The sequence below is a fragment of the Kordia aestuariivivens genome (assembly GCF_014397005.1).
In the GTDB taxonomy this organism is placed as follows: Bacteria; Bacteroidota; Bacteroidia; order Flavobacteriales; family Flavobacteriaceae; genus Kordia; species Kordia aestuariivivens.
In genome coordinates, this window is sequence record NZ_JACGWS010000001.1 from 578,844 (window position 1) to 599,333 (window position 20,490).

Genomic DNA, 20,490 nt, shown 5'->3' on the forward strand with positions numbered 1-20,490 from the left:
AATGCTTTGTCGGTTATTCCAAAGTTCCTTTGAAAGTTTTACTTTGCGTGTATACTTTTATTCCGAATAGATACCAATGCATTGCACCGCTCATTTGGTAGGTATAGGTTCCATCTTCCTGTTTGTCGACATCAACATACGTAACTTCCCAATCGTGTCCATTTGTGAACCCTGACATATTGCTATGGCTATTACTTGCAACCAACTCACCTTTATCATTTTTCTTAAACAATACGGTAAGGTGTAATGTAAATGGAATCGTTTCTTCTATATGTGCATCAAGTGATGTAACATTGTTCCCTTTTAAATTTTTAGCATTGTGAAACGAATATTGATTGTCAAAGTCTCTTTCTTTTGCGCCTAACATGCCAATAACTCCCAAAACAAACACCAGAATAATGGCATTGCCGTATTTGTTATTGAATAGCTGCTTTCCTTTTGTAAAAAGGGTCAATACCAACCCAAAAAATAGGAGTACAAAAGCGCTGTTTATGAGTACCCAGATGAGGTGCATGGTTTTTTTAAATTATTCTAAGGTTTAATATAGTTATCTCCTTTTTTAAGTTCAATAGCTTCTGTATTATCAACATTAAATTTAATTGGAATAGTTATTCTTTCTCCATTAACTTGATTAATGAATACTCCCATGTGCAAATGCGGTGCTTGTGAGAATCCTGTATTGCCACTAAATGCAATTTTTTGTCCTTTCTTAACTCGATTTCCTAACTTCAAAGCTGTACCTCTATACCTCAGATGCACATATTCTGCAATTGTTCCATCATCATGCTCTATCCAAATATAGTTGCCATCATCCACACAGGATATCGTCGGGCATCCTTTTTTTGAATCCTTTTTCACTTTTATAACTATGCCGTCTCTAATGGCGTGAATAGGGGTGTTTATTGGCATTGTAAAATCTAAGAAGTTTTGTCCTTTGTGCGAGAAAGAGCCATCATAACCTTGATTAACACTAAATGAACTGCCTTTGGCATAAGGCAAATCATATACATAGTTGTCATTGTGTTTTGCATTTATGTTTCCAACTACATAAGTAAAACTTGTACTAAAATCACTCTTTTTCTTAGTTGATCTAGTAACCGTAACTAACAGTTTTTGTTCCTTGGGAGCAAGAACTGTTAACAGAGGTGTTTCTTTATCTTTTTCATAGTTATATCCGCTATGGATATTTAATTCTGCACTATAATTTACATCGGTATTATTTTTAAGATGTATATATACAATATTCTCCTTGTATATTTTTACAACTTCAACAGCCTTCTTTTGAGCATTTGTATTAATGCTTAACAAAAGAAATAAGAATCCAACAACTAATTTCATGTGTAATATTTTCATTTTTAAGAGACTATTTATTTTTTCTTCTTTTTAGAAACTTCTTCTGCCATAAGTAATGCGTTATAAGCATTGACTATTTTACCCGATTTGGAGAGTGAACTGAAAGGGACTTTCTTTGGGTCTTTTTTTTCTCCATCAGGAAAAGGTTTAAACACTAATACATCTAATTCAATACCTGATTTAAGTATTATCTCTTTTACTTCTGCTGCAGATAAATTTGGATAATACGCACGAATTAATGCTGCTATACCTGTTACTATTGGTGTTGAATAAGATGTTCCAGAAGTAAAACTTGGATTTGATCTTGTATTTGTATAAATAGCTGTTCCAGGAGCAAAAACATCTACTTCTTTTTTTCCATAATTAGAATAATTATTTACGAGAGTACTATCTAATTTATAAGATATACTACCCACCTTTATAAAATTAGTTATAAACTCTTTTGAGTCATAAGAATCATTTGGGTAATTAGTCTTTTCATCAAGATTATATCCATTATTACCCGCTGATGTGATTATTAAAACATCCTTACTCGCTGCATATTTCATTGCGTCATCTACCCATTCAGGATATAGTGATAATTCTCTACCTATACTCATATTGATAATTGTAGCTCCATTGTCAACCGCATAACGAATCGCTAAAGCTATATCCTTATCAAACTCATCTCCAGCTGCTGTAACACCTAGTGACATTATTTTTATACTATCAATAATACCATCTATTCCAATATTGTTACCTCTCGATGCCCCTAAAATACTAGCTACTTTAGTCGCATGTTTAAGTTTTCTAGTTCCTTGAATATTATTATTTCCATAAGATATATCTTGTAAATTATATGGATCATCATTTGTTGTTGATCTGTCATTATAATCAAAACTAAGTAATGTATTAATTGCTTTAGTCTGATAAATAATTTGATTATTTAACCAATTTGGATTATAATCATACTTCAAATAATAATGCATATTGTTGGCATGATCATAAGTCTTCTCTTTTTTATCTGAGACATTTTTTAAAGAATCTAATTGTTTTAATGAATAATTACCTTTGAAAACTGAATCCAAAAACTTATCAGCGGCATTATGTTTTTTAATCATGCGATTATACATTGCAATATCATCATTCCTAATTTTCATCTCCAAATTATAGATTCTTAACGCATCAAGATATTTTTTATAATGTTTTATATCTTTTGAATCAATTTTTTCGATGGGTAAATCTTTAAACTTAGATTTATATTTTTTGATAATTCTTGTTGAACTAAGACTAGTATATGGGACTTCATCTTTTAGATTGGTGCCTATATAATTCCAACCATTTATATCATCAACATAACCATTTTCATCGTCATCAATACCATTGTTTGGAATTTCGTTTTTATTGAACCAAATTTGATTTTTTAAATCTTCGTGATCAATATCCAATTCGCTATCAATCAATGCTACTACAATTTTTTTCTTTTCTTTTTTATTTGATAATAATTTCTCATACGCTTTTTCAATACTTATACCAGGGATAGTATCTTTCATAATATCTTTATGATGCCAATTTTCTAAATTTGCATCTGTAAATTTATTTTTTTTGGAAATAACAGAATCAACAAATATTAGCTTTTCAGTGTAATTCTGCTTTGTAAGTTTTGAATTTACACATCCAAAAAAACAGATTAAAAAAATAAGAAGATAAGGTCTTGATAAAAACATGTGAGAAATTATTATAAGAATTAATTAACAAGTAGCACCTTGCCTACTAGGACAATTTGTATCTCGCCTTGATTTTTCACCATTTCCTACATCTGGTATATCACAACCAGGAGGACAAGTAGCTTTACATGTTTCGGCACATGTATTTTCATCCTTTGTTCTGCCTTCTCCGCCAGTAATACTTGAAGATGTTAAATGTGCAATCTTAAAAATCTTTAAGTCTAATTTTCTTTTTTTGTTTTTCATTGTTTAATTTGTTTTAAATTCGGACTTAAAAGTATATTTAATTATTTGTAATAGAAATAAATGTATTTCTATCATCACGAAATATAGAAAGATAAAGGTTGTAAGTTGCTACATGTCAGTTATTTATTTTTTTTATAAAATAAGAAACATTTAAGGTTGTTTTTTTACGAAATGCTTTTGTAAAAGATTCTGTGTTGGTAAAACCCACCTCTTCTGCAATTGCCTTTATGGTGTAATTTCGAAATTTTTTATCATTTTGCAGTTTATGTATTGCATAATCAACTCTTAAATCGTTTATATAATTTTGAACATTTTTATTTTTTTCATGATTGATTACTTTAGACACATACCTACTATTTATTTCTATTCTTTTAGCTAGATCATTTAATGTTAATTTAGGTGCTAAATATCCTTTTTCTCTCTCAAAAATATCAAGACCTTTTAATACTATATCAATAATTTCCTTATCAATACCTAGTGATTCATTATTCGTTTTTTTAATTGCGTTTTTAGGATCTTTATTTTGTTGCTCTAATGATGAAATAATTTCTAAATATCGCTGCTCATTCTTCTTTTTTCTATTGATAATTAATAATGTAACTATTAATAAAATAATAGAAAAAATTATTACTAATAAAATAATGTATTTGTAAGAATTATTTTTTCTACCTAATGCATCTATTATTTCCTTTTTTTCTTCAATCAGCTTTGGAGTATCATACTCCTTATGAAATGTATTTAAAAGACCTTTGTGTTCCAAATCCAAAATACTGTCAACCTTTAAAAGTCTGTTCAAGTAGTATAATTGTTCTTTTAGATTATTCTTTTTTTTGTAGTACTTTATAAGACTTTCATAAGCAGATCTAGGCTTATTAAGAACATATTCTGTATTAGTATAAATACTATCTACTTTTTTGAAGTAGCTAATAGCTTTATCTGTGTTATTATTAATTTCGGATATCCTTCCTAAAAAAAAGTAGACAATAGATAAATTAATATCCTTTTTTTCCCTTAAAAAAGGAATTGTTTTTAAAAGGCTATCTTTTGATGCACTATAATTATTTCTGTAAAAATGATTACCACCTTCTAGTTGCGTAAAATATAATTCATTAAATCTTTCATTTTCTCTAGCAAGAAGATATCCTTCTTCATTGGCTATTGAAGCTAAATCATTCATTCCGTTAGCTACATAAACAATAGACAAATCATGTAATGAGATTATGTAACTAAGTTTATTATTTTCTTCATTAATATTCTCTTTCTCGTAGGCAAAACTTTCTTTTATAATTTTGAGAGCATCTTCATGATTTCCAACTCTCAATTTTAGCATACCTATTATATGGCGAACAGACATATATGATTTCTCATCATCCAATATTGTATACAATTCATCAGATTTTATATAGTATTTTAAAGCATCGTCATATAATTTATGATCTTTAAAAAGTTGTGCCTTAAAAAAGTATCCCTCAGCTTCCAAGTTTAAATTATCAATCATTTTTGATAAAACAATACAACTATCTATATCAGATAACCCATTTTCTAAACCTCTCTGATTTGACCTACATAATCGTATATAACTATTTATAATAGCAACCGTATCCTTATCTTTTCTTGCCTTACTTAAAGTGTAATTTGCTATAATATTTGCTTTAGTCAAATCCCCTTTATCAAACGAATTATAGAAAATGGATTTTAAATCTGCATGATTTTTCCCTTTTAAAATACTGTCAATAACTAACGTGTTCTCTTGAGCTGAAGAGTTTGAAAAAACCAGTAGAGAAATAAGAATAAGAAAAAGTCTATAATTACCCATAATAATATTTAAACGAGGTCTGATAAATAAATCATTTTAGGAAAAGCATTTCTATAATTCATGAATATAGCTTTCTATATTCATGAATTATAGAAACACACTACTTGATTTGCTAAATTTCCTAACTTACATTTACATCATCAAAAAAATCTGACAACTAAAATAGGAGTTTAAATTTAACAAGCGAAATCTTATAATAAAAACTTCTGCCTACAAAACTCAGATTTATAACATAAAGCATAACACTAATTTAAAAAAAACAGCTAACATGTCATTAGAAAGTTTAATCAATATTGAATTTACAAGATATATAAAAGTACTATTTAGTAGAACTGCTAGAACTGCTAGAACTGCTAGCACCGACGAACAAACGGGCGTATGATACACAAGGAACAACGCAAAAAGCTCAAAAAGGTGTTGGGATATCACTACACAAAAGGTGTGCTAAAAATTTTAAAAGAGAAAAAGATAACCACTAGAAAAGGTACACCTTATGGATCTTCAATGATTCGGAATGTATTTACGGGTCTTAACGAAAATAAAGACATTGAAAATGCAATAATGGAACTTTTTATTCAAACTCAAGAAGACACTAAAAAAACCTTTGAAAAAAGAAACCAAATACTAGGTTTAGCGGGTTCAGAAAACAATACTAGCGGTTAAATATAGTTGACTTGGGGTTGTACAAAGAATGTTTCGGGTTAGATAAAGAATATTTGGGGTTGATTATAGAAATTATGAGGTTCGGTAAGGGCTAATACCCCCCTAAACAACCCCAAATATTAGTTACTGAACCCCAAATATTGGTTACTGAACCTAAAATATGCTTCAATGAATCAAAAAGAGATACTTGTAAATGGGGTACATTATATTATTGAACCGTCTTTTATGATAATTCAACCGAAAAGAGATATTACTGAACCCGAAAAGACATAAAAAAGCTTCTACTAGAAATAGAAGCTTTAAATAAACAAATAAGCATTCGCCTACTTGAAGTGGAAATCAAAGATAAGTATTTTTTTAATACGCATCACGGCAAATGTTTATGGAGTGTGCTAATCACTTTAAAACAGTCGTGGAAGCCGAAAGACGAATGAGTAGGCAGATATTAAAAATTAACCAATGATGAAACAACAAAAAATAATTTTTAAACTACTAATGTTATTAACGTTAGTTTTAACTTTCTATAATTGTGAAAAAGACACTATTGTAGAAGTTAACGATGAAGCCATCATCGAAAATATCAATCAAGAATCATTATTCTCATTGAGGCTTGTATATGATGATGTAATACAAGATGATCTACTTTTAACGGACGCTTTAAGAAAGTTTTCAGAAAGGAGAACAAATAGTTTTTCTGAGAATGTAAATAATTCCCAATATGATTTTACGATCAACACCGAAGTAGCAAAATATGCAGAAAAAACCGACGGAAGCCTTTATTCTTACACATTCAGAGTTCATAGTGAAAATGATGATGTAAACATATTAAAAAACTTGGTTGTTTCAGTAAACACAGAGACTTCAGAAGTAAATACGGTTTTAATAACGTATCATTTTTCAGAAACACAAAGAAAAGAGTTTTTATACTTTGGTCACGTTAGTACACCTTATGATAAAACGGTTGAATCATTAGAAGGAGATTTTTCAGATATTTTACCCGAAAATGTAGTACCTCTCCCATGCACATTTGATGTTACGGTATATCATATTACTCCAGACACAGGCGAATCGTTTATTTTAGAAGATGGCGATACATGTCAACATATTAATCACGAAACAGGAGACTCGGGATGTGAAGTATATATTTATATTCATGTAGATTGTCCTGACACTAGTGGAAGTGGGAGTGGCACTGATTCTAATGGTTCAGATACTTCATCAGATCCATATAATCCAAACAATACAAGTGGAGGCTCTCAAAACACTACAAATAATACTAGAGATGATTCTGATGTTTTAACAACACCTATATTAACTCCATCACAAGTTATTTCAGATTGCATGAATGGAAATTCATTTAATCCACGCTTATCTGAAGCAGTTTTAACTTGGTTAGAAGAAAATAAACTAGCTACTTTGCCAATAACTGAATATTTAAAAAACGTAGGCTGTAATGAACAAGCTATGGATTTTATAGAAGACGCTATTGAAGCAATGATGGGTGATCCTAATTTAACTTTTGAAGACTATATTAGAGAACGAGTTGAAGAAATTTTAGAGGATAGACCTTTTGGGCTTATTGAAACACCTTGCTCGGAATTACAAAAATGGCAAGCCTTAGCGTTACATAATCCACCACCAAGTGTAATTAACAGAGTGCATGCAATAGATAATCAACACACTACCTACTTTACTGATTATGCTATACAGACATTAGAAAATGCTCAAGGACATTTGGTTAACATGGATTATTTTCCTGTTGAAATAACATCATTTCCTATTAATCCTTCAACAAATTTACCTTATACACCCGAAGAATTTTTAGCCTATTTTAGATTAAATATAAATTCATTTGTCGATAATAGTTGGGCTAGATTTGATCCTGTTGTATATCAAGATGGTAGCTTTTCTATTGACGATACGGGTTTATGGAATTCAAATAATCCTTTGACAGCTCTTTTGACACTTGATATACCAGTAGATGAAGGTACTGTAATCGTCAGTGATTATTCTAATTCTAATTTTACTGTGATAACATTAGAAACCCCATGGGATAGTGAACACCCTGTTTCTGGAGTTAGAGATTTTGGGTTTACACAAACTAATTGGGGAAGTTATGTTTTCTATACAAGAGCAGTAGATAGAATGGCGGATGGTTTGGATTATGCCATAGCAAATTCACCAATTCCTAACGATGTTGCGTTTTTTGGTTCAGATGCACTTTGGGAAAGTTTTCAAGAAAAATTAAGCACCTTTGTTAATCTTAATGGAGGAAGTGCAGAAATAGACTATGTAGAAACCTACCGACCAACTTGGGAAAAAATCAAAAAAGTATTGAGGGGAGAAATCTCAATTGATGAGTTAGACTGCTTAAATTAACAATTAAATTATATGATATGATAAAAAGTGCAATCCAAATTTTGAAAGTTTCAACACTAATGGGGCTTTTGACTAACATACTAAATGTAACACTATTTTCACTATATCCTAAATATTTAGCTAGAGAAGAAATGAATATTGCTACATTAGAAAACGAGTTTGTTTCTGATCTTTTAAATGTAAAATACATCTTGTTTTATTTAGTATTGTGGATCGTAATTTCGGGGCTATATTATCTAATGGCAAAATTGAGAGTCATTAAACTATATCGTACCATTATTTTGTCAGTATTATTTGTTGCTCTAATTGCGGGAACTACTAGCGTGGGTTACATGTTGCATTTATTGGGGTATGTGCTTTTTGTTATTTTTTCTGCGGTAACATTTACAGCTTTTTATCTATTAATCGAAAAGGAGATTTCAAAAGCTTCTTTTGATTAAGTAAACAACACTAAACAGTTCACTTTTTTTCATGATTACCTTAAAAAGCCATGCTTCTCATAGCATAGCCTGCTATACGCATGGCTTTTTTTAACAACAGATTGCCATTTTTTATTTGAAATAGTAAAAGATAGATTCCCGCCTACGCGGGAATGACAAAAAATAATGATAAATACATTTTACAATGAAATTTATATATAATAGCATTCTTATAGTATGTATCTGTGCCATGGGAAATCTACATGCTACTGAAGATAATACTCCAAAGACGCTTGAAGTAGCTTTAACGACAGCTAATCAAACTATGGATAGTATTCAAGTTGAAGAAACACACGAAAAATTGGTGGTAGCATTGCAAGAAAAGCAACAAGCATTTGAAATACGAGTGTATGTATTGGCTGGCATATTATTGTTGTTGGTATTTATATTTGGCATCCTGTGTTTTTTGAATAAACGAGGCGACAAACGACTTGAAAAGATTGTTTCGTTACTAGAGAAAAATAAAAGTCAACAAAAAGATAGTGGAGAAAAGAATGCCAAAATTGATGAAGCAATTGTTGCTGCCATTTTAGAAAATTTGCAAGCATTTGAAAAAGAAAGAGGGTTTTTAGTTTCAAAAATAACACTGTATGAATTTGCAAAACAACTGCAAACGAATACGAAGTATTTATCGAGAGTGATTAATACACATAAGTTAAAATCCTTTCGGAATTATATCAACGATTTACGCGTTCAGTACAGCATTCAAAAATTAGAGAATAATGCTAATTACCGAAAGTACACGGTAAAAGCCATGGCAAAAGAAGCTGGTTTTACAACCGCCGAATCGTTTACAAAAGCATTTCAGAAGAAAACTGGCGAAACCGTTTCGAGTTTTTTAAGGCAAACGAATGAATTACTAAGCGAATAAATTAGATACAATGAATAACACCATGCATGATTTTAGTTGGCTATTATTTTTAGCGCAATTACTCCCAATTTTAAAAATTATTTTTTGGATCGTAGTTGGGTATTACACTATTAAACTTTACAAAGCTATTTTACGATATGTAACACGTTTTGATAGCGATACAGAATAAGTTGGATTGCTGTTTTTTTAGACAGGCAAGGCGGTATGAGGTAAGGTAAGGTTGACCTAGCCGCCTTGTTGTTTAGATTTCCGTCTTCACGGGAATGACAAAAATCGATTAATAAGATTCCCGTATGCACGGGAAATAAATACGTCTAAACGAAATCAGTTTGGGGAAGCTGAAGTAATGAGTACATAAAATCAAGAAACTAATGTCAAAACGACTTTGAATTAAGTATAGTGGATTCAATGATTTGAATTTTCTTTATATATGTATGATTTGCTATTTAGACAGGAGTAGGGTAGTCTTACGTTGTAAGGCTGCTTTGCTTTTTTTAAAACTAAGATTCCCGCCTGTTGCTGAGTTTATAGAAGTAAGCGGGAAATAAATATGGAAACAAAACGAATAGTATTCATCAGAGGGTTTGTTGTTGGGTTTTTATCCGCAGCGATATTCTTTGCAGTATTTGTTTTAGTAGGTATCTTTGTTTTTGTAAAACACTAAATTTGGAACTGTAATAAACCTAGTTTCTGAAACTTCACCACAGAATAAGGTAGGTTGTTAAAATTTAAAAAACTGAATAATGAAATATCTATTTATTACAATTTGTTCTATACTATTTTTTTCATGCTCACAAAGAATTGATAATTCGCAGGAGTTAATTGAAAATTTTGTAAACAATATTTACATGAAAGAGAATGTAAATATAGAAGCAATTCATAAACACATGACAAAAGAATTTATAGAGAAATATAATTCTTTATCAATAGAAAATAAAAAGATTCATGAGCAATACATAACGGGATTTGCAAAAAAGGTTAGAAAAATTTTATCCAATAATAATAATGAATTTGAGATAATGAGTTTAGAAGAACTCGAAAAATCTAAACTTGACTATAAAAAAATAAGTTATATGGGAAATGGTGAAGTATATGGATTCGCTAGTGGAGGTATAAATTTATTTTTTTTCATAATCGAGGGAGACAAGATTCATTCTTTTTGTACTGATATATATTTATCCAATAAAGAAGAATTGATTCCATATTTTTTCTTTGAAAAAACATAAAAGTGAATCATAAATAAAAAAATCACTTTAATGAAAGCCTTTATTATAAACAGAGTAATTACCTAGAAACCCTAATAATCGTAAAGCTAAAATTATGCTGAAAGAGAAAACCTCGAATTAATTTTCGAGGTTTTTGATTTTGTTGCAGTAGTAATGTTCTTTTGTTGCAAGTTGTTGCGTTTTATTGCAAAGTGTTTGTCATCTTATGACAAGAGAAAGGTTTTGAATTCAATTATTCTTTTTCATATACTATGGTCTGTTCTCCATGTTTAAAATTAATAATAGAAATAAGTTCTCCTGTTTCATTGTAGTATTTGTAATCTCCATCTTCATATCCTTCAACAACTTTGCCCTCTGATTTAATAGTGCCGTTTGGATGATATGCACTAAAGTTTCCGTTCTCAAGAGTATCTTTATATTTTACAATATAGTCTAAAGTACCATCTATATGATACCTTTTTTCGACACCTATTTTTTTCCCATTCAAAACATCACAAATAGTGAAAATTTGTCCATTGTCATGATAAAATATTTCTTTGGTTAAGTTGCCTTTTTTATAGACTGTTGTACAAATAAGATAGTTGTCCGTCGAATAAGATTTCCAGATACCTTCTTTTTTTCCGTCATCATATTTGCCTGTTAAATAAACCTTACCATTATGCTGAAAATAAGTTGTCCACTTTCCATTTTTGTTTCCATTATGATTGTATGCTCCAGAATCTTTAATGGTTTTATTGATTCTAGTTTTATTTAAGGAAACCACGGAATCTGTCTTAATAGATTCAAAATTGAAATTTGGGATAGTAGTTGGTAGATTGTTTTGACTGTTTCTTCTTGTCTTAATAATAAAATTAGTCAAAATCAAAACTCCAGCAATTGACACTAAAATCCATTGATATTTTTTTTTCATCACTATATGCGTTAGCAACAGTTTGCAACAAGAGTTGTTGCAAACTGTTGCATTTTGTTGCAGAAATTTCTATTAAACGTTATTTCTCCGTTTCTGCATTAATCGTTTCCATGATTTCTCTGAAACTATTCAATCCAGCTTCTATGTTTTCAATGATTTCGTTTGCTAAAATGTCAGGATCAGGTAAGTTGTCTAAATCAGTTAGACTTTTATCTTTTAACCAAAAAATATCCAAACTCGTTTTGTCTCTCGCTATGATTTCATCGTAGCTGTATTTTTTCCAACGTCCATCTTGGTTTTCTTCACTCCAAGTTTCTTTTCGTTTGTGAATATTTTTACCATTATACAACTCTATAAACTCGTTTAAGTTTTCTTGACGCATTGGATTTTTCTTTGGGGTATGATGTACGTTTGTTCTGTAATCGTAAAACCAAATTTCTTTTGTCCAGGCTTCTTTACTTGCAGGCTTGTTTTTGAAGAATAACACATTTGCTTTCACTCCTTGCGCATAAAAGATTCCCGTTGGCAATCTTAAAATGGTATGTAATTCGGTAGTTTTTAATAGTTGCTTTCTAACTTCTTCGCCAGCGCCACCTTCAAACAGAATATTATCGGGAAGTACAACCGCAGCTTCACCATTTATTCTTAGCTGTGTTTTGATGTGCTGCAAAAAGTTTAATTGCTTGTTAGAAGTCGTTTCCCAAAAGTCTTGACGATTGTAACTTAAATCTTCTTTTACAATGTCACCTTGTTCATTGGTAAAAGTCATACTGCTCTTTTTACCAAAAGGCGGATTTGCCAATACATAATCATAGCGTTTTCCATCATCAGCGATTAAGGCATCATTTGGATTGATGAACGATTCGCCATCTATTTCGCCAATATTATGCAAATACATATTCATTAAGCACATTCTACGCGTGTTGGCAACAATTTCGTTTCCGTAAAAGGTTTTATTTTTTAAAAACTCTTTTTCTTCTCGGTCTAGTTTATTGTTGTCTACAATCCAATCGTAGGCTGCCAAAAAGAAACCACCAGTTCCACATGCAGGATCTGAAATACTTTTCATTGGTTTTGGTTGTACGCACGCTACCATTGTTTTGATTAAGGAACGTGGCGTAAAATATTGTCCAGCACCACTTTTGGTGTCTTCTGCATTTTTTTCTAACAGTCCTTCGTAGATTTTTCCTTTGATATCTGCGCCCATGAGTGACCAATCTTCTTTATCGATCAAATTGATGACTTTCAACAATTTCGCAGGATCTTGTATTTTATTCTGACTCTTGGTAAATATTTGTCCTAATGTTCCTTTTTCAGTAGAAAGTGTCCGCAGTAATTGACTGTAAAACGATTCTAATTCTGCACCACGTTTGCTTGAAAGTGTTTCCCAATTGGCAATTTCGCTGTCTGCAATTTCGTTGCCTTCTACATCTTTTAGTTTCGGAAAAACCAAGCCTTTGTTATAAGGTGGCTTGTTGAGTTCGTCTGCCATTTTTAAGAATAGCAAATAGGTAATTTGTTCCAAATAGTCTCCGTAACCAACACCATCATCACGAAGTACGTTGGCTAGGTTCCATATTTTTGATATGATGTTTGAATCTGTCATTTTATAAATTTATTATTATATCACCTATACTAGAAGTAGTCGTTGTTGTTACTTTGAAATCTGATTTCAAAGCATTAACATAGTAAGGTATAGGATGACCATACTTATTTTTTCCAACTGATATGATTGCGTTATCAAAAAAAACTTTTCCTGGATTATTATATTCATATTTACCTCCTTTTCCTCCATGATGTGGTACTATTAAATTATGATTATGTTTGTAGTTTAAATCAGGTAAGATGCATTGCGATATCTGAGAATAATGAGCGTCTCCTGAAAAAATGACACTTGATTTTGCAGTTTTTAAAGATATAAATATTCCAGAAATATTTCTGTCTTTGTGATATTGAGAATTATAGATTACTAATTGTTTTTTTATATTATTAAGAGGTCTTAAGAAAGTCATGCCACCTCTTGAGCTTCTTGTATCTGCGGGAATCGAATATAGATTATTAGAAGGAATCAAGCTTCTTATTCTACTGTATAATTTTCTACTAGTTATGTTGGGAACATTATCTCTGCAAATAAAATTTGAAAACGATGATAGCTCTGCATCTGTCATTCCTATCAAGCAATGGTAATGATCTTTATCCCAATGAGATAAAAATAGACTAGGCTTATCTTTGATATAATCGTGACTTCTAGTATTTATTAGTGCTCTAACATCTACTTTTTTTGCATTCATAAATGTACCACAGTCATAAACAATACTATATGAATCATCATTTAAAATCTCATTCCAATTACCCTGCCCTATGTTCCTAACAATAACACTTAGTTTACCGCTCAGATCAAAATCTAAGTCTTCAATATCTCTTTTCCCATACATTAAATGATTAAAACTGAAGGGATCATTTAGAGAAACTGAATGCATAAAAACTTCTTCAAAATCATATTCAGACATGTCAATTGTAAAACCAATTAAGAACGAATCTTCAGTTTGAACTACCAAATTATTTTCTCTCCAATAAACAACGGTTTCTCTTTTAATTGAATAATAAGTATTTTCTCGGATTGTCCTTTTGTTGTAATTAACTATGCGTACCATTGTTGCTTGGTTTAAGTCATAGTCATTATCTAATGTTGATGAAAATGCTTCAAATTCATTGGAGTCGTAAAAATCAAATAAAACATAATGGTCTTCTTTGTTAAACTCTTCAATGTAAATAAGTATATCTTCTGGAAATCTTGCTTTATGGTATTTTAGATACATTTAGAATTTTTGAAATTTATTAGACATTTTTTTTTCTTCAAACGAGTAAGACCAGTATTGCAATGGTAACTTTAACTGTTCTTTCAGATTTTGAAAATAAACTAAATCTCTTTCATTAGGTATTGCAGGTCCTATGATTATTAACTTATTTACATTTAAAGAAGTGTCCAAAAGAGCATATTCTATTATTTGTCCTAATGCTTGACGTATGTTTGTTAAAACAGAATTCGTAGTTTTCACTTCAAACAAAATATATTCGTCTTCGCTTTTAGCAGCACAATCTACAAGATTATTACCAACTCTAGTCTTTTCTGTTGAAATCTCAAATTTTTTATAAACTTTAGAATTTGTGAGATATTCGTGTAAATCATTAGTAATATCTGCATGTGTACGATTTACATTTCTCTTACCACCACTTATACTTTGAGAATATGAGTTTGATCCTGTCCCGTTTCCAGATTCAAACTTTATTTTTGGTTTTTTAAATGAAGTCTCAATTTCGTTTATAGCTAATTCAATTTCATCCTTTATTTTATTGGGAATGAATCTATGAATTTTAAGTAAATCTTGATTTAATAATATGGGTTCTTCATAAATAATGGCTCTGTTTAAATCAAAAGACATATTAGGTCTTAATTCTAAGGTTTTTAAAAACTTAGTATCTGCATTTACTTGTTTAAGTTCATCAAGCATTAGATCTCTGTTATTCTCAAAGGTTGATAAAATCAGTTCGTCAATTATTTCTTCTTCTCGATAAATTTCGACATCAAATAGTTTAGCTATTAAAAATTGTTGTTTTGTTTTAGGATGCAAACTATACAAGTACAATTCGTCAATAAAATAACTAGTTTCAGGCATCGTATCTATTCCTCTAACGTATCCGTACTGTGTGCCTTCAATTAAGTAGCGATTATTAAAAAGCCATTCCTCAGAACCGAAACCATATTGTTCGTGATGCGCTTTATCTGTTCTTCCTTGCCAATTTTTGTTCCAATATCTGGAGATAGGAAACTTCCAATTTTTATCATTCCATACTAAACGCATTAGACGCCTTTCTGGCCAAAAATGAGAAGATATTTGGTCTGTGATAGTTAATTTGTCTGTGAAATAAGCATCAGTTTTTCTGATTAGAGTAGACCAATTTTCGTGTTCTATATCTTCTTTTTTTATAACAGCATACTTTGTATCTTCTTCAATCATTGAATTCATTAATGAATCGAATTCTCTAATTCTGTTATTTTGCTTAAAAAAATCATCATTACGTTTAATATCTATTTTATAATATAGATTTCCATCTCCTCCAACTCCAAGAGTAAAAAAAATCAATTTCTTTATGTTATTGTTGGGAAAAACTTTAAACCAAGTATAATCTCTGTATATATTCCCTTTTTCTGATTTACTTTGTATTTGCCAACTGTATCTATTATTATCTTTAAACCAATCTAACTCTAGTAATTTTTCTCTCCAAATTTTTGTCTTTTCCCAAATAACTTTTGAAATAAACTCTCCAATATTTTTATCAACAGGACTATTCTTGTCGTAATACTTATTTTTAACTAAAACCTCAAATGAGTTTAATTCTTTTTTACTGAAAAAGGAATCTTGAACAGATGTGTCAACAATTGGGAAACCTAAATTTAAAAGTACTTTCTGTGCTTCGCTAGTATCAAAAGAGTTTCTATCAATAGGTTTTCCAATTAGCTCATAATGTTTAGAAATGACACCTGAAGGTGAGACTAATTTCCCTTTCCACCAAATAGCATATTTTGACGCATAAGTTCGATCACCTTTGAGATATGCCTTGATAGCTTCTACAATATTTTCCTGAGTTATTTCTGAGAATTTCATGCTTTTTTGGCTTTTATTTTCTCCAACAAAACACTAGCAGGCTCATACTCCTTATCCGCTTTGCATTTCGCAATTTCTGCGGCACTTAACAACTTGCCTTCAAAAGCTTTTTTAAGAATGCTTTGACGTAAAGCTTGGGCTTTTTGCAAACTTTCTTTGATGCTTTCTTCTACCTTATCACAAACTGATAATCGACTTTCTATTTCTCGGACGATTTGAAGTTGTTGTTTCTTATTAACATAAGGAATTTCTAATTTTAAAAATACCTTTTGAGTTAAATTTAAACCACTATCACTACTGCCAGATTTCATTACTTCAATTTTACTTAAAATTTCAGGTGAATTCAATGCATATTCGAAGTATTCTCCATCTATTAGTTTTTTATTTAATTCAAGGCGGTAAACTTTATCACAATTAATAAGTTTTGGTCTTGTTTTTCTAACTAAACAACAAATACCTACTCTTACTCTTGGTCCAGCTCTAGTAATTAAAATATCTCCTTTTTTTATTTCGTGTTGTTCTCTTGGTTCTAAATTATCTGGCAAAATTTTATTTTCAAATTCTACAAATCTACCTGATTGAATTGCAGAAGTTTTAATAACCGCCCATTGGCTTGAATCAGTAGAGGCTTGATTAATACATTTTGGACTCCAACCTTGACTTAAATTCTCTACTAATTCAGAAATTTCAATTTTCTTTTTTTTAGGAAAACTTGAAGATAGTACAGCTTGTCTATACACAACCAATTGGTCTTGCGCTTTTTTTAAATCGGCAATACCGCTATCTAAACTGCTAAAGAGTTCTTCTATTTTTTTGACAATGGCTTTTTGTTCGACAAGTGGAGAAACAGGAATATTTAATTTTTTCAATATGGTTTGGCTAATATTTGGTTGTGCTCCGCCAATACCTTGTTGTATTAGAAAATTTTTTCGAAAAAATAGATAATGATATAAAAAGTCAGAATTAAAAACGGAACTTTTATAAATTCCACAAATAGCTTGATTTGTAGCCGCATCAACCCCAAGAGTAGCCATTTTCCCTATTGTTGCACCATACAAAGCAAAAAGTAATGTGCCTTTTGGAAATATCTTAGCACTTGATTTTTTTATTGCTTCTTCGGAAATGTGTTCTTCTGAATCATAAATTACACCTTTGTCTAGTTCCCCAGATTTTACCCAAGGAATAGTACCATTATAAAAAGCTTTATTTTGTCTGCTTGGTGTTCCACCTGAAGTAGTAAAGCAAACTTCTCCCAATGTACATTCAATCCAATCTTCTCTCATTATGCTGCTAGTACTTCGTTGAGTTCGTTTATAATTTCATTCATTTGGTCGCCAAAGAGTTGGTACATTTTTCCTTTTCCGCCTTTGGCATCAAAAGGTGTATATGCTAAATCGTCGAGTTCTATGTGATAACTGCTCACAACATGGTCTTTTATCATGCGTAACCAGTCTAATTGTTCCGGTGTAAAACGGTTGTGTTGCCCTGTATGCTGTTTAAAAATCCATTTGTTATAGTTGGCTTCAATAGTACTGTCGTAGGCTTTTAATTCACTGTCTATACCACAAGTGCGTCTTATCAAAGATATCAACGCTGTTAATTCATCTTTTGGTTGTTTGCTTTTTACTTTTTCTAAAGTTACGTACGCATCCCACACATAATCAGGAGCTAACAATGGTTTTTCTAGTTGCAGTTTTTCCATCACCTCTTTTATCATGGTAAAGGTAATGTTTCTGCGGTTATACGGTTGGTTATAAAAGATACTTAACGCTTTTATTTCGTCTTTGTTCGCTTCTAAATATTCCGTAAAATCTTTTACTATTTGGGAAGCTTTGTCCACCGAAGTCGTATCCCATTCACTTTTAGTAATGGTATCTATATTTACACTATCTATAATTTGATCGTGTTGTTTGCGGACATTTTCAAGATAGGTGTTTAATTCGCCATTAAACGTTTTGCTGGCTTCTAAGATTAATTGTGCTTGCGCTTCATTTTTTGCATTTGCTATCAAGTCAGGCGTACTGTCCAATTTTGGAATTTGATCAATGGCTGGTTGCGCTAGATTATCTATAACATCTTGGTCGTACGCCGTAATCAATTCTTTGGTAATTTGTTTTAAATTTTTACCACCTGAAAACTCTAATAGTCTGTCTTTTTCCTTATCTGTGAGTTGCTTTTCCAAACGAATTAAACGATTTGCTAAGGACAGAAATAAATCTTCGTCTGCAACTCCCATAGTAACTGCGCCCAATAAATCTTTCATGAGAACGCTTGGTTTGCGTTCCAAAGGTCTACTATCGGTCTTTTTCGATTTGGTTGCGCCAACGGCATCTACAATGACAAAATGGGTTTTGTTTTTTGCCGTTTTAGAAACCAATTGTAAGGTATCACTATTGATGGTTCGCGTACCACGACCTTTCATTTGTTCAAAGTAGTTGATACTTTTTACATCACGCATAAACAACAACACTTCCAAAGGTTTTACATCTGTTCCCGTGGCAATCATATCAACCGTAACAGCAATACGTGGATAATAGGAATTCCGAAAACGGTTTAATACCGATTTTGGGTCTTCTTCAATTTTATAGGTTACTTTTTTACAGAAGTCGTTTCCTTCATCAAATTCTTCCCGAATTATTTTTATGATATCGTCTGCATGACTGTCAGTTTTTGCAAACACTAAGGTTTTTGGCACTTCATATTCGCCATTCTCGTCGATACGTTTTGGGTAAATCGTTGTTTTTAATGCTTTTTTGTATTCACGAATGATATTTCTAATTTGGCTCGGATTGACTACTTTTTTATCTAAATCGTTGCGTTGGTAATTGGTGTCTTCATCTTCTTGTTGCCAACGTTTTTTACGAGTAAGTTTGTCTCGTCTGTCTACAAACCAACCTGCTTTTATTGTTTCGCCATTTTGAGAGATTTCAGTTTCAATCGTATATACATCATACGGAACATTTACACCATCCGTTACCGATTCTTCATAGGTATATTGACTCACTACGTTTTCATTGAAAAAACCAAAAGTTCTTTTGTCAGGCGTTGCCGTTAAACCAATGAGGAAGGCATCAAAATAATCCAACACTTGTTTCCAAAGATTATAGATGGAACGATGCGCTTCATCTATGACAATAAAATCAAACTGTTCAATGGGTACTTTTGGAGTGTATTCGACAGGAACTGCCTGTTTTTGCGACATTTTTTTCTGTAACCACGAATTTTCGTTTGGATTATCCTGTTCCGCACTTTCGTCGAGTTCTTCGCCTTTTAAAATAGCGTAGAGGCGTTGTATCGTCGAGATACACACTTGACTATCAGAAGCAATGTAGCTCGATGATAAACGCTGTACATTGTATAATTCTGTAAATTTTCGGTTGTCGTCAGTTGGCTGAAAGGTCATAAACTCTTGTTCTGCCTGTTCGCCCAAGTTTTTTGTGTCAACCAAAAACAGCACACGTTTTGCATCTGCGTGTTTTAGTAAACGATATACAAATGTAGCAGCTGTAAATGTTTTTCCAGCACCAGTTGCCATTTGAATTAAGGCTTTTGGTCTGTTTTTTTTGAACGAATGTTCTAAGTTATTGATGGCTATAATTTGCGCAGGACGCAATCCCGTTTCATCTAATGCTGGAATCGATAATAATCGTTCTCGAAGCGATTGTCCTTGTTTTAGCCATTCGGCAATGGTTTCTGGTTTGTGAAAACTAAAAACGTTTCTACCTCTTGGTTTTGGATCTCGATAATCTGTAAATCGTGTGATTGTTCCTGTGCTTTCGTAGACGAAAGGCAACGGATCATTGTTTAGGTATTTTAATTTTGCTTTTGCATAGCTTAGTGATTGTTCTTCTACAACGGTCAATCGATGTCCTTCATCTTCTCGCTTCGCTTCTATAATTCCGACAGGTTTTCGGTCTACAAACAACACATAATCGGCAGGACCAACATCTGTTTGGTATTCTCTAACGGCAACGCCTTTGCTTGCTGATAAATCAACTTTCTTTTTAGACTGAACTAACCATCCAGCTTCACGTAGCATTTCGTCTATTTTGTCTCGTGCTATTTGTTCTGGGTTTTGGTTGCTTTTTGTGGTCATTAAATTGGTTGTTTTTCCTAAAACCTTTCAAATACGTTTTGTTTTAGAGGTAAGCTAGTGAACTAAAATAGTTAAGTT

Annotated in this window: 17 protein-coding genes; 6 read left to right on the forward strand and 11 right to left on the reverse strand. The window is 31.4% G+C overall.

Annotated elements, in window-relative coordinates; genetic code table 11:
- Positions 1-13: 13 nt before the first annotated feature.
- The 5 genes from H2O64_RS02655 to H2O64_RS02675 form a co-directional block, all read right to left on the reverse strand.
- Positions 14-514 carry a hypothetical protein gene (locus H2O64_RS02655; RefSeq protein ID WP_187560584.1) on the reverse strand — a complete coding sequence of 167 codons (501 nt, stop codon included), beginning with the start codon at positions 512-514 and terminating at the stop codon, positions 14-16.
- A gap of 17 nt (positions 515-531) precedes the next feature.
- Complete coding sequence (locus H2O64_RS02660; RefSeq protein WP_187560585.1) at positions 532-1,338, reverse strand: M23 family metallopeptidase; 807 nt, start codon at positions 1,336-1,338, stop codon at positions 532-534.
- A gap of 29 nt (positions 1,339-1,367) precedes the next feature.
- The gene (locus H2O64_RS02665) at positions 1,368-3,059 is read right to left on the reverse strand and encodes a S8 family serine peptidase (protein ID WP_187560586.1); all 1,692 of its coding nucleotides are present in this window, start codon (positions 3,057-3,059) and stop codon (positions 1,368-1,370) included.
- A 24-nt stretch (positions 3,060-3,083) separates the two neighbouring features.
- Entirely contained in the window at positions 3,084-3,305 is a 222-nt protein-coding gene (locus H2O64_RS02670) for a hypothetical protein (protein WP_187560587.1), read from the reverse strand.
- 115 nt (positions 3,306-3,420) lie between these two features.
- Positions 3,421-5,121, reverse strand: a complete 1,701-nt coding sequence (locus tag H2O64_RS02675; RefSeq protein ID WP_187560588.1) for a helix-turn-helix domain-containing protein — start codon at positions 5,119-5,121, stop codon at positions 3,421-3,423.
- A gap of 378 nt (positions 5,122-5,499) precedes the next feature.
- Here H2O64_RS02675 and H2O64_RS02680 point away from each other — a divergent pair, with 378 nt between their 5' ends.
- The 6 genes from H2O64_RS02680 (at position 5,500) to H2O64_RS02705 (ending at position 10,739) form a co-directional block, all read left to right on the forward strand.
- Positions 5,500-5,784, forward strand: a complete 285-nt coding sequence (locus tag H2O64_RS02680) for a hypothetical protein (protein ID WP_187560589.1) — start codon at positions 5,500-5,502, stop codon at positions 5,782-5,784.
- Between the two features lie 459 nt (positions 5,785-6,243).
- A complete protein-coding gene (locus tag H2O64_RS02685) occupies positions 6,244-8,163 on the forward strand; it encodes a hypothetical protein (RefSeq protein ID WP_187560590.1) in 1,920 nt (639 codons plus the stop codon).
- 17 nt (positions 8,164-8,180) lie between these two features.
- Positions 8,181-8,603, forward strand: coding sequence for a hypothetical protein (locus H2O64_RS02690; RefSeq protein ID WP_187560591.1), 423 nt, complete (start codon positions 8,181-8,183; stop codon positions 8,601-8,603).
- 184 nt (positions 8,604-8,787) lie between these two features.
- Positions 8,788-9,513, forward strand: a complete 726-nt coding sequence (locus H2O64_RS02695) for a helix-turn-helix domain-containing protein (protein ID WP_187560592.1) — start codon at positions 8,788-8,790, stop codon at positions 9,511-9,513.
- A gap of 10 nt (positions 9,514-9,523) precedes the next feature.
- A complete protein-coding gene (locus H2O64_RS02700) occupies positions 9,524-9,682 on the forward strand; it encodes a hypothetical protein (protein WP_187560580.1) in 159 nt (52 codons plus the stop codon).
- Positions 9,683-10,361: 679 nt separating this feature from the next.
- Entirely contained in the window at positions 10,362-10,739 is a 378-nt protein-coding gene (locus tag H2O64_RS02705) for a hypothetical protein (RefSeq protein WP_187560593.1), read from the forward strand.
- Positions 10,740-10,971: 232 nt separating this feature from the next.
- Here H2O64_RS02705 and H2O64_RS02710 read toward each other — a convergent pair whose 3' ends face one another.
- The 6 genes from H2O64_RS02710 to H2O64_RS02735 all read right to left on the reverse strand — a co-directional run bounded on the left by H2O64_RS02710 (position 10,972) and on the right by H2O64_RS02735 (position 20,412).
- Entirely contained in the window at positions 10,972-11,649 is a 678-nt protein-coding gene (locus H2O64_RS02710) for a toxin-antitoxin system YwqK family antitoxin (RefSeq protein ID WP_187560594.1), read from the reverse strand.
- A gap of 79 nt (positions 11,650-11,728) precedes the next feature.
- Positions 11,729-13,255 carry a class I SAM-dependent DNA methyltransferase gene (locus tag H2O64_RS02715; protein WP_187560595.1) on the reverse strand — a complete coding sequence of 509 codons (1,527 nt, stop codon included), beginning with the start codon at positions 13,253-13,255 and terminating at the stop codon, positions 11,729-11,731.
- Between the two features lies 1 nt (position 13,256).
- Positions 13,257-14,468: a ComEC/Rec2 family competence protein gene (locus H2O64_RS02720; protein WP_187560596.1), complete on the reverse strand. Its 1,212-nt coding sequence runs from the start codon at positions 14,466-14,468 to the stop codon at positions 13,257-13,259.
- Positions 14,469-16,316 carry a hypothetical protein gene (locus tag H2O64_RS02725; protein WP_187560597.1) on the reverse strand — a complete coding sequence of 616 codons (1,848 nt, stop codon included), beginning with the start codon at positions 16,314-16,316 and terminating at the stop codon, positions 14,469-14,471.
- Positions 16,313-17,599, reverse strand: coding sequence for a restriction endonuclease subunit S (locus tag H2O64_RS02730; protein ID WP_187560598.1), 1,287 nt, complete (start codon positions 17,597-17,599; stop codon positions 16,313-16,315). The genes H2O64_RS02725 and H2O64_RS02730 overlap by 4 nt, the downstream gene beginning before the upstream one ends.
- Positions 17,599-20,412, reverse strand: coding sequence for a type I restriction endonuclease subunit R (locus H2O64_RS02735; RefSeq protein WP_187560599.1), 2,814 nt, complete (start codon positions 20,410-20,412; stop codon positions 17,599-17,601). Before H2O64_RS02735 ends, H2O64_RS02730 begins: the two co-directional genes overlap by 1 nt.
- Positions 20,413-20,490 lie beyond the last annotated feature (78 nt).

Coding starts and splice junctions, on each gene's coding strand:
- H2O64_RS02730 (WP_187560598.1), bottom strand. CDS start 17,599: ATGAGAGAAGATTGGATTGAATGTACATTGGGAGAAGTTTGCTTTACT.
- H2O64_RS02720 (WP_187560596.1), bottom strand. CDS start 14,468: ATGTATCTAAAATACCATAAAGCAAGATTTCCAGAAGATATACTTATT.
- H2O64_RS02715 (WP_187560595.1), bottom strand. CDS start 13,255: ATGACAGATTCAAACATCATATCAAAAATATGGAACCTAGCCAACGTA.
- H2O64_RS02670 (WP_187560587.1), bottom strand. CDS start 3,305: ATGAAAAACAAAAAAAGAAAATTAGACTTAAAGATTTTTAAGATTGCA.
- H2O64_RS02710 (WP_187560594.1), bottom strand. CDS start 11,649: ATGAAAAAAAAATATCAATGGATTTTAGTGTCAATTGCTGGAGTTTTG.
- H2O64_RS02735 (WP_187560599.1), bottom strand. CDS start 20,412: ATGACCACAAAAAGCAACCAAAACCCAGAACAAATAGCACGAGACAAA.
- H2O64_RS02675 (WP_187560588.1), bottom strand. CDS start 5,121: ATGGGTAATTATAGACTTTTTCTTATTCTTATTTCTCTACTGGTTTTT.
- H2O64_RS02700 (WP_187560580.1), top strand. CDS start 9,524: ATGAATAACACCATGCATGATTTTAGTTGGCTATTATTTTTAGCGCAA.
- H2O64_RS02705 (WP_187560593.1), top strand. CDS start 10,362: ATGAAAGAGAATGTAAATATAGAAGCAATTCATAAACACATGACAAAA.
- H2O64_RS02660 (WP_187560585.1), bottom strand. CDS start 1,338: ATGAAATTAGTTGTTGGATTCTTATTTCTTTTGTTAAGCATTAATACA.
- H2O64_RS02690 (WP_187560591.1), top strand. CDS start 8,181: ATGATAAAAAGTGCAATCCAAATTTTGAAAGTTTCAACACTAATGGGG.
- H2O64_RS02680 (WP_187560589.1), top strand. CDS start 5,500: ATGATACACAAGGAACAACGCAAAAAGCTCAAAAAGGTGTTGGGATAT.
- H2O64_RS02695 (WP_187560592.1), top strand. CDS start 8,788: ATGAAATTTATATATAATAGCATTCTTATAGTATGTATCTGTGCCATG.
- H2O64_RS02665 (WP_187560586.1), bottom strand. CDS start 3,059: ATGTTTTTATCAAGACCTTATCTTCTTATTTTTTTAATCTGTTTTTTT.
- H2O64_RS02725 (WP_187560597.1), bottom strand. CDS start 16,316: ATGAAATTCTCAGAAATAACTCAGGAAAATATTGTAGAAGCTATCAAG.
- H2O64_RS02655 (WP_187560584.1), bottom strand. CDS start 514: ATGCACCTCATCTGGGTACTCATAAACAGCGCTTTTGTACTCCTATTT.
- H2O64_RS02685 (WP_187560590.1), top strand. CDS start 6,244: ATGATGAAACAACAAAAAATAATTTTTAAACTACTAATGTTATTAACG.